The 10,266-nt window shown below is 41.3% G+C and carries 7 protein-coding genes; 5 read left to right on the top strand and 2 right to left on the bottom strand.

Translation table 11 applies throughout. The annotated features are described in order from the left end of the window. Nucleotides 1-634: 634 nt before the first annotated feature. Both K1X82_13440 and K1X82_13435 read left to right on the top strand, forming a co-directional pair. Nucleotides 635-1,657, top strand: a complete 1,023-nt coding sequence (locus K1X82_13440) for a phytanoyl-CoA dioxygenase family protein (protein MBX7183109.1) — start codon at nt 635-637, stop codon at nt 1,655-1,657. A gap of 66 nt (nt 1,658-1,723) precedes the next feature. Then, nucleotides 1,724-3,307 carry a B12-binding domain-containing radical SAM protein gene (locus K1X82_13435; GenBank protein MBX7183108.1) on the top strand — a complete coding sequence of 528 codons (1,584 nt, stop codon included), beginning with the start codon at nt 1,724-1,726 and terminating at the stop codon, nt 3,305-3,307. Here the strand turns inward: K1X82_13435 and K1X82_13430 are convergent. Next, a complete protein-coding gene (locus K1X82_13430; protein ID MBX7183107.1) occupies nt 3,276-4,031 on the bottom strand; it encodes an aspartyl/asparaginyl beta-hydroxylase domain-containing protein in 756 nt (251 codons plus the stop codon). The two genes, K1X82_13435 and K1X82_13430, sit on opposite strands and share 32 nt — an antisense overlap. 85 nt (nt 4,032-4,116) lie before the next feature. Here K1X82_13430 and K1X82_13425 point away from each other — a divergent pair, with 85 nt between their 5' ends. Next, nucleotides 4,117-4,830 carry a glycosyltransferase family 2 protein gene (locus tag K1X82_13425; GenBank protein ID MBX7183106.1) on the top strand — a complete coding sequence of 238 codons (714 nt, stop codon included), beginning with the start codon at nt 4,117-4,119 and terminating at the stop codon, nt 4,828-4,830. Here K1X82_13425 and K1X82_13420 read toward each other — a convergent pair. Next, nucleotides 4,804-5,664: a phytanoyl-CoA dioxygenase family protein gene (locus tag K1X82_13420; GenBank protein ID MBX7183105.1), complete on the bottom strand. Its 861-nt coding sequence runs from the start codon at nt 5,662-5,664 to the stop codon at nt 4,804-4,806. The two genes, K1X82_13425 and K1X82_13420, sit on opposite strands and share 27 nt — an antisense overlap. Nucleotides 5,665-6,546: 882 nt before the next feature. Between K1X82_13420 and K1X82_13415 the strand changes: the two genes are divergently transcribed. Both K1X82_13415 and K1X82_13410 read left to right on the top strand, forming a co-directional pair. Beyond that, the gene (locus tag K1X82_13415; protein ID MBX7183104.1) at nt 6,547-9,597 is read left to right on the top strand and encodes a T9SS type A sorting domain-containing protein; all 3,051 of its coding nucleotides are present in this window, start codon (nt 6,547-6,549) and stop codon (nt 9,595-9,597) included. Further along, on the top strand, nt 9,573-10,266 hold a 694-nt coding region (locus tag K1X82_13410), incomplete at its 3' end, for a hypothetical protein (GenBank protein ID MBX7183103.1). The genes K1X82_13415 and K1X82_13410, both read left to right, overlap by 25 nt.

The raw sequence follows: 10,266 nt of genomic DNA, 5'->3' as shown, positions 1-10,266 counted from the left end.
AGCGTCCATCTTTGACCCATTGCTTAGTTTTTCAGGGAACAGCAAGAGCGGGTGGACGTTTGCTGAGCCTAGACCTTTTTGGTTACTTTTTGGGGCAATGCCAAAAAGTGACATAAATAAAATTCCTTTGAATTTCAAAAAGCTAAACCTTAACTAAATGTCATTTCCTTGACCAGAATTTCTACGTTTTATAGAGCTTATTCCTATCAAAAATATCTTTGGTCAAAGGAAGGCCAGCCATTAGTTAGCTGTTTTATTCTAGAAGCTTAACTTCTTTTGGAATTCGGGTTAAGTAAATGCAGTGCAACTGGCCGGGGAAAGCAAACGCCTATAAATGGAGAGTGAATGGTTGGAGTATTTTTTAGTAGTCCCTATCAGAATGTAGGTACAAAATGATGCAAAATGGACTTGCACCCGGGGTAGGGATAGAAGTGGATAGCCCACAGGAGCCCGATGGCGCTAGCCAAGGGCGACGAGGACTAGGAACGGATAGCCCGACCTGAACGCCCCTGTCGAAACAGTTGGAGCTTGATATCCAAACCATTGGGGCGGAAGGGACCCCCAAAAAATTAAAAAATAACTTGACGAACATTAATTTTAAGTTAGAAATAATACATTTTTTATTCGAAATCCCTTGTCATTGCTAGCTTTTAGCTACTTTTGCCCTTCAAACCCAACTGACCCTTTGAAAGCTATTCCGGTTCTTGTCCATGATAACCACCAACAAGTACTTGACCAACAAGGTTTTGTGTCATTTCCATTTCTGCAGTCGCCTGAAATAAAGGCTTTGCTGAATGCCAAGCAAGAATTGGATGTAAAAGATACCAATACCTATAAAATTTCTCAAACCCTCGATTATTCCCTTGATTTTAATGCCGCGGTGCAAAATGTCATTTATCAGACAGTAAATGAAAGAATACGGCAGCATTTTAAGGATTTTCGACTTATTTCTGCCCGCTTTGTTGTAAAGCGACCATCTTCCGAAACGTTTATTCCTCCACATCAAGACAGGTTGGCAACTGACGAAGAAGAGGGTGAATTTCCAACCTATACCATCTGGATTCCCTTAAAAGAAGTTGATTTGAGCAATGGCACTTTGGGTTTGTTGCCAAAAAGTCATCTCAGTTACACGGAATATCCTGCACCTTATCCCGATCCGAGAATACCCAGGTTTTGTGATTCTACCATATTTGATTTGTTTCCATACCAGGAATACCTTAATTTTCAGGCAGGAGAAGCCGTCGTATTTAATGTTCGAACCTTTCATGGTTCCTTGCCTAATTTTTCCAACACGGAGCGCTTGGCAGTTAAGTTGGAAATTTGTCACCAGGATGCCACACTGGTTAATTTCTATATGAAACCGGGAACCGGAAACCGGATTATGCTGAAAATGAAGGTAGATGAAGACTTTTTTGCCAGGTATCCCAATGAAAGGCTTCTTGAAATGTATGACAGGAATGAAGTTCCACCCTATGAAGTACTGGAGGAATTGCCGTATCGGCTTATGGATGCAGATATTCCGGAATTTGTTAAACAGACCACCGAATTGGAGGAGAAAATCAAGCCTATTTTCTTAAATAGGGTAGATTGGATGGTTAAAAACAAATCGTATATTTCGGAATGGAAGTATAATTTAATTAGGTTATTGCCTTTTTAAATCGGAGTGTATTGACCAATCGTTACGCTACAACTATTACTTTAGCCTATCTTTTTGGTTTAAATAGTGAAGATACTCCTCCTCAATGCCCCGGTTTTAAATGTGCAGGAACCCTGGTTCGATGAACCGGATTTTGTTCGCACTTCTCTGGCATTTTTGGCTGGTTATTTAAGACAAAATTCCAATTTTGAAATCCATTGCCTGGATGCGAAATTTGAACGTTTGTCATTTGAGCAACTACTCGAGCGAGTTGTTCAGCTTCAACCGGATTTGATAGGTTATTCTGCTTTCACCAATGAAATAAAACCTTGTGCTTATGTTGCAGCTAAGGTGAAGCAAGCTTTGCCATCTGTTGTTAACATTATAGGAGGTCCTCACCTTACTGCCTTACCCGAAGTTACCTTGTTGGAATTTCCTCAGTTCGATGTTGGCGTAGTTGGTGAAGGTGAACAAACTTTTTTGGAACTCTGCCGGGCTATTCAAGAGGCCCAACCCTTATTGTCAATTCCGGGATTGGTAATTAACCAACTACCTAAGCCCGTTCGCACTACCGATCGAGAACGTATTTTGGACCAGGATTCCATCCCTATTCCGGCTTGGGATTTATTTCCTCCGGCTAAACTGTATTATATCCAAACCGTACGTGGTTGTCCGTTCAATTGTGTTTTTTGTATGAATCACAATGGAAAAGTGGCCCGAAAACGCAGCGTAGAATTGGTGATTCAGGAAATGGAGATGCTGATAAAAATGGGTGCAGAGCAACTCTCTTTTGGCGATGAATTGTTTAGTGTAGATATGCAACGAACCCACGAATTGCTGGATCAGATGATTCAACATCGAATAGGTGAGAGGGTTAAGTGGGACATTCAAACGCATGTAGCTTATGTTGACGATGCCTTGTTCGCTAAAATGAAAAAGGCCGGAATTTATAAATGCGAAATGGGTGTTGAAGCAGGCGACGAAAATGCCCTAAAACGCATGGGAAAAGCTACCAACAAGGATATGATTGTGAAAGCCTTTCAACTGGCACACCGCCATGGTATCCGAACCGGCTCTTTTTTGCTCATTGGCCAACCCAACGAAAGCATTTCATCTATTTGGAAAACCATACGCCTGGGGATAAAAATTAATCCCAACGAACCCATCATTGGAACCATGGTACCTTACCCGGGAACGGAAGTGTCGAAAATGGCTGTTGAGAATCGGGAAGGTTATCGTTTATTGAGCTATGATTGGGATAACTATAGCAAGCAAATCAACCATTCTCTGGCTTTTAATGGCTTGTCAATTCAAACCATACGTTTGTTTCAAATCATTGGCTACACTGCCATTTTTCTGGCCAATGTTCGCATAGTCGATTTTATTAAGTTTTTCTTCACTTACCGGGTGGCAGCCTTGCAATTGCTTCAAAGTGTTTTCAGAGGCACCGCTAAACATAAGGAAAAAATTCCGGACGATTACCATCAGTTTACTTCAGGCAATTACCTTCCAAAGCCTGAAGATTTGATTCAATCCAGGCAACGATGGAAAAACAAGCAATCATCGGAGGTGAAACGAACCAAACTTCTTTTGCCTGAATTGCTGGTTCAGCAGCAATCCCCGGTTTACATAAAAGAAGTTACGGAAGAAATTGTATACGGCGCTGAATAGGCAGGTACAGTAACCAACATATCGAAAACAATCCAAAAAACACTTGCTTAATGGAACGGGGTAAACGGTTGAAAAAGGTATTGTATTCAGCAAACCATTTAACAGTTAAGGCCCCCAACGACTGAGCACAAACCCAGGTTTTCTTTGAGGCAAACTCGTCTCGAATTACATCAAAAACCAGAACAAAACGCCTCTTGTCCGAGTTATTCCAAACATGGTGCACACAAGCATCACTAAACAACACGGCTTTCCCGTTTTCCCAACCCACTTCTTCATCTCCTACGTGAATTCCCATAGCCGGGTAAGGGTAAGGTATAGAAATGCCTAAATGCCCCCGAATGGTTGCATTGGTCTCCCCGATGTGTGGTAAAATCCGTGAATGGGGTTCCAATACCGTAAACTCTGCAAAAGTGAGGTTAGGTATGGATTTTAATAAGGCATAAGTCTTCGGAAAACGCTTTATGTTGTGGTGGTAAGCCCACATAAAATTCAAAAAGTAAATGTTCTTCCACGCCTTCGGATCCGATAAATAGGGAGGGTTGGTGGAAGAAAGTTCTATTTTTTCATTTCCTGAAATAAATGCAGCCATTTCCTCTCGAATAATTTCCCAATTGTCTTCTAAAACTTGCACCCAGGCATAGCATGATTTGTCATAAAACGCCGGCTCCGGACCGCGGTATTGGTCTTGTTCGGTGATAAAATAAACAGCTTTTGGCGATTTCATTTTGCTTTTCAAAGGTAATTGAAAAAAAATTAGCCTTTTCCGGTCATTGCCTTCTGTTAATATAAATGTATTTTCGCTAACTCTTATGATGCGGTGGACCATAGTAATTTTTGCCTTTAATGAGGAGGGTGGAATTGGAAAAGTAATTCAAAAGGTAGTTGATTTTCAGGCAACTGCCGATGAAAGTTCTGTAGAAATTCTAATTATTGACGATGGCTCAACCGACCGGACTCCGAATATTATTCAGGAATATGTTAAAAAAAATCCCCTCATCAGGGTAGTGAGTCATCCCCGAAACCTGGGAATTGGGAAAGCTTTACAGAGTGGTTACCGGGAAGCTACCAACGATTATATTGTTGCTTTACCTGCCGATAACCAGTTCGAAGTGGAATTACTTGCTCAGATTCCTGCATTTCCTGCTTCACAATTTTATTCATTTTACCGTTCCAATCCTTATTCAGTTTGGTTTCGGAAGTTGTTGCATATGTTCAACCGCTGGTTTAATTACTTGTTGTTTGGGATTCGGTTGCGCGATGTAAACTGGGTCAAGGTGTATCGGAAAGACCAGTTGCAGCGGATTAATTTCGAGATGAACAGCAGTTTAATTGAGAGTGAAATTTGCATCAAGCTCATGCGAATGGGGATTCAACCTATTGAACAAGTTTCGCCTTATCTCCCCCGCGAATCGGGCAAGTCCAAGGGTGGTTCATTTCAAACTGTTTCCAAAGCCATGGTCGAAATGCTTGGTTTGTATCGCGTAATTAAGCAATTCTCAGCCAATTCCCAGGCGGGCAAGTAAGCTGGCCCATTTGCTTTTTTTTACCCCAAGTACCGAATCCAAATAGGCTTTCGAAAAGGGATTAATTTCCTGGTATAACTGTTTAACAACTTGGTTCTGATCCGGAATTTCGTAGTGGTCATATTCCAAAAAAAACGATTCATCCTTTACCGGATATTCCAACACCGCAGTGGTTTGTCCTTCCTCACATAAGTAATGAAAAAGTTGGGCTTCGGCGGGTACCAAAACCATATTCAGCGCCGGACGAATAGTAGGGGACAAATTAGGTGGAGAAAAATGCAGCAATCGGTGGTCGTAAATAACAGCTTGTCCGGCCTTCAGACTAAGAATTTTCCCATAAGTTTCAATCAAATAGCTATTGGTATGGTGAAAAGGGCTAGGTATCCGGGGGCCTCTCAGGTTGGTTTGTAAGGCATGCGATCCGGGAATAACTCCAAGACTACCATTTTCAGGTCCGGTATCAACCAAGGGTATCCAACAGGCTACCGAGCAAAAGTCGGGTTCTTTCACATAAGTCCAATCGGCATGTAGGGGCATCACGGTATCGGCACCCGATTTTTTAACCATAAAATTGGCAAACAAGGGTTTATAATCCATCAACAGTTGTCCAATTTTTTTCCTTCCTTGGTCAACTATTCCGGCATGAACCTCTTTTTTATAGCTCCTATCTTTCGAAAAATGGCTGGAGTGGAAAGGAGTTTCCAGTTGGTTGCTATGTTTATTAAACAAAGTTTTCACTGCATAAAGTTCTTCCGTAGAAAAGAAATCAACGCATACGTAGCCTTGGTTCAAAAAATCCTGTTCCAAGGCCGAATCAATAAAAACCCGTCTCATGTTCTATTCCACGAAGGTAGGCAATTGAGTTTGAAATTACGAAGGAGAAAAGCCTAGGAGGTTCAAATTATTTTGGCGGGCCCCCTTCACGCCCAACTAAAGCTTTGCAATTGTTCAGCGGTCCTGTATGGGCGTTCGGGTCACGCTATCGCCTGTAGTCCTCGTCACCCTAGGCTAGCGCCGTCGGGCTCCTGTGGGCTACCTGGCTCTATCGTTGCCCGGGGTGCAGACCCAAGCAGTTTGCCATCGAACAAAGGTTTAGTAAGAAGCGAGAGGGCAAGCTAGTTTAGGTTTGCCACCTGAACCTCCAATGCCGCTTTTAATTTATAAATAGTCCAAATGCTTTTTATATGTTTAGATTGGTAAATACCGGGAATAACATTGGTAAATGCGCCAATTAGAAATAGAAGAGGAACGACCGCTTGCCCACGTTTGCAACGAGGGCGGTCGAGAAAGGCGTTTTTAAAGCCAATAAAACAATTTTTTGCAATTGTTTTATTCCTACATTTGAATATTAACTAAACTTAATTTTGAGTGGCGATAAATATAGATTAGCTGATCAGAAATTGGTATATTTTCTACCTTTCATAGTAATTCATTGTATTGATGTAAGACAAATGATCGTGAAGTAGCCACATGAATATCTATATAGCTGTGCCGTGGATTATTAATGATGGAAATGGAAAAATTACAAAAATCCAAGCATGAATGATAATAATATCGGTCAGAGACCAATTTCTCAACCGACCTCGTTGCAAACGAGGTCGAGCGCGGGGGGAGGATGATACTATTTGCAAAAATAGTTGCGATACGATTGGCCCAGATTGTTTTCCTTATAGTTCTTCCGAATTTATTTGGACTTCACTTCCATTTGATTCCAGTTTGATAGGACAAGAACACATACAAAACCCCATAGTTTGTCCAGATACAACTACAATTTACATTTTAAGTCTTACTGAACAAGGGGAATGTGAAATTCTTGCCGATACTGTAAGGATTTTAGTTATTGAAAAGTCCGATTCGATTACCTGGACTGGTGATACCATAATTTGCGACTCCGCTTCCACCTTTATTTTAAACTTTTTTCCCACTGACACAACAGTCGCCTCGATTTCTTGGTATTTACCACCAATTGCAACAATTACAGGAGGCAATGGTTTCAATCTAATAAATATTGAATGGAGTACCTTACCCGATACTATTGTGCCAATTATTGCTCATATTTACTATTATGGAGGATGTGATACCACAGATACCTTATGGGTTTATCCTTGCTGTTGGGATACAACACGCATTATGCTTCGAAGCGGAACGCTTTCCAGTTCATTAGGTTCGATTGCATCCAATCAGCAATATATTGTATATGGTGTATTAAATATTGATGATGATTTTACTTTCGATAATTGTGATGTAATTATGGCACCTGGAGCAATAATTGCCGTATATGTTGGAAAGAACCTTACTGTTACAGATCACTCTCATATCCATGGCTGCGAAAAGTTATGGCAATCTATACTCACAGTAAATAATTCGTCATCTGTGGTGATAGATGGCTCTTCTATTATCGAAGATGCAGAAGCTGCAATTTGGGCCTATGGTGGCGGACAAATTACACTTAACCAAGCCATATTTAATAAAAACTATGTGGGATTGAAAATTGAGAACTGCGGCTCTCAAATTGCCGATGTAAGCCAAAGCTACTTTTCATGCGGTAGCGGGCTACTTTATACAACTCCTGCTCTGCTGCTCCCGCCCCGCCAAAATACAGAAAGCAAGGCACATATAGAGATTTTGAACACCACAGCCCAGACTATAGGTAATACCTCCAATGAAAATTGGTTTATTAATGCTACCTTTGGCATTTATGCCAATAATGTAAGCAATTTGGAAGTGATAAACAACGATTTTCACAATATGAACGCAGGCTATAATCAAACAGGACCTATTGGAGGTGGTCAATTGATTTACACAGGTAATGGAGTGTGTGCTGTAGGTCAGGGTGCTTCCGATGCAGTTTATGTAACCAACGACAACGAGTTTTTCAATTGCGATGTGGGTGTAAAAGCTCAATTCTACCAACGTGGTACCATTGTGGTGGAAGAAAACAAGTTTTATGATTGCAAAACAGCAGGCATAGGTTTCGGGTTAAACTCCGACAAAACAAACATAAACGTGATTAGGAATCAGATATATGCCAATCCTAACAAATCTGTTTCTTGGGGAATTTATGGAACTTCAAACAATGGAACCAAGATAAGAATAAGTAAAAACGAGATATACTTTGCAAACCAAGATAACCTTGATAGACAAGGTATTGCATTACGAGATATTGCAAGTTCTGCCAATTCACATACGGCATTCCTAATAGACAGCAATTATATTGAAGGGGCTACACGCGGTATTTGGGTGGAGAATATGGGTGGTGCTACCCTTAATCTGCAAAACCTATGCAGCTATTCATTAGCGCCCGATCACGATGTAAATATAATTGCAGGAGCCACAAGCGACAATACTATTTTTGATAACGATATTTTCATGGAGTTGGTAGATGGCAGCTCCTACAGCCACAGTTGCGATGGTATTGCCATAGACAATAGCAGCACCGTACTCACCAGTTGCAATTATGTGGGCTGTGTGGCTGAGGTAAACGCCGGCTATGCCTCCAATTATTGCTACAACTGGATACCAAACGGCATAAGACAGGACCTTGGCTTTGCCAACTGGATATACAACAACGAAACCAAAAACCTCGGCAACGGGCTGTTTTTTAGTGGCGACGTGCAGCCACTCACTTGGCTAGGTTGGAACAAAATGGAAAACATCCAACGCAGCGGACTTTTTCTTAACTACGGAGTGCTGGGCCCTGTTAACTGGGGTTTATTCGGATGGAACCAATGGGTGAACTGGCCTAGCAATGGCACTCCGCACAGCGAGACTTGGGGACAAGGAACACAAGGGAATCTCACCACATTTTATGTGCCGACAACGGCAGCAGCGGAATATCAACCGACGAATAATTTATATTCCTTTCCTGCAATATCTGCAATGAATCAACCAGTAAATGCCTCTTCTGCCTTAGCTGAAGGTTATGTATGTGTCAGCCCCGAGTTGTATGATGATATTGAGGAGTATTGCGATAATATTGGGTATATGATTATTCCTGTAATCAACGATACCAATAGCCTCAGCAATGCTTTCGACAGCACCGCTCGCTGGGAAAATCATTTCGAAGTCTATAAATTGTTAAAAGCGGACACAACGGAATATTACATGTCCGACACCACACTCACCGCTTTTGTGGAGCGAAATGATACCACCGATATCGGGCTGTTGTATAAATCGGAAAAAGCAGTAAGCACTATGTGGAACGAAAAGGGAAGCGATCTCGATGATGAAATAGCTGAGTTAGTTTCGCTAAGCCCAACCCGCCCTGCTGCACAAAGCATGAAAACAGCCTTACTAGCTGCCCTTACGCTGCATGCTGAAGACCGCAACCCCGACAGCACCGAAACAGCAGAACTGGAAACATTGGCCGTCCTCTGCCCTTATGAATACGGAAGCAGCGTACACACCGCCAGAGCCATACTCTCGCTTTACGATACCACTTTTGTGATCCGATTGAACCCTTGCGAAATTCCGGTTGAACCTGAGTTACGTAAGAAAGACCCAAATCAAGGAGGGTTAAATAAAAACAACTTAACCATTGGATTGTATCCAAACCCAAGCGATGGAGTTTTAAACTTTGATGTAAGTTCAGAAAATATTGGAACCTTGGCAGGGTATGATATTACAGGGCGGCAGATTTATAGCCAAACTAAAACATGGGCAGGTAAATCTGAATTCAGGATAAAAGATCTACCCACAGGTATTTATTTATTCAAGTATGTTGGACAAAACATTAGCAAACAATGGAAAATAGTTGTTTCAAGATAGGACTTGTGTTTTTGGGGTTCTTGGTTGGGGTTTCCCAACCAAGAGCTCAAAATCTGGTTCCTAATCCAAGTTTTGAAGAGTATTCTGATTGCCCAACGACTGAAGGACAATTAGAGAATGCAACAGGCTGGGTGAATCCTAATCCAGCTAGCCAAGCCACTCCGGATTACTATAACTCTTGTAATTGCCAAAATACTAATGTTTTTAATTTATGTGTGCCTCATTCCACAATAGGATACCAACAAGCACACAGTGGTGTTGCTTATGCAGGGGTTTTTACATTTAGTTACCTAGTTTCAAATGCTAGAGAATATCTTCAAATAAAACTAAGTGATACATTGGTGCAAAGGAGAAAATACTTAGTTGGGTTTTACTGTAGTTTAAGGGATGATCTTTGTAATCTTGCAACTAATAATTGGGGTGCATTTCTGTCTAGAGATGCTATAAGCAAAAATATATTCCTGATTGATACTATACCACAATTGGTAAATGGTTCTGGTATTCCTTTAACATCCAAAACCGAGTGGATGCTTGTTTCGGACACAATTGAGGCTGAGGGTGGCGAAGCCTATATAACAATTGGCAACTTTTTTCAGGACAGTTTAACAGATACTGTTTCGGTTTACCTTGAAATTAATGGGCAGCCTTCTACATATTGGGGCTATAAAC

Source organism: Bacteroidia bacterium (genome assembly GCA_019695265.1).
Taxonomy (GTDB): Bacteria; Bacteroidota; Bacteroidia; order JAIBAJ01; family JAIBAJ01; genus JAIBAJ01.
This window is presented reverse-complemented; position numbering and strand designations above follow the sequence as displayed.

What these genes read in the sequence shown, in the direction of transcription:
- K1X82_13430 (MBX7183107.1), bottom strand. Translation starts at nt 4,031, where the DNA reads ATGAAATCGCCAAAAGCTGTTTATTTTATCACCGAACAAGACCAATAC.
- K1X82_13425 (MBX7183106.1), top strand. Translation starts at nt 4,117, where the DNA reads ATGATGCGGTGGACCATAGTAATTTTTGCCTTTAATGAGGAGGGTGGA.
- K1X82_13420 (MBX7183105.1), bottom strand. Translation starts at nt 5,664, where the DNA reads ATGAGACGGGTTTTTATTGATTCGGCCTTGGAACAGGATTTTTTGAAC.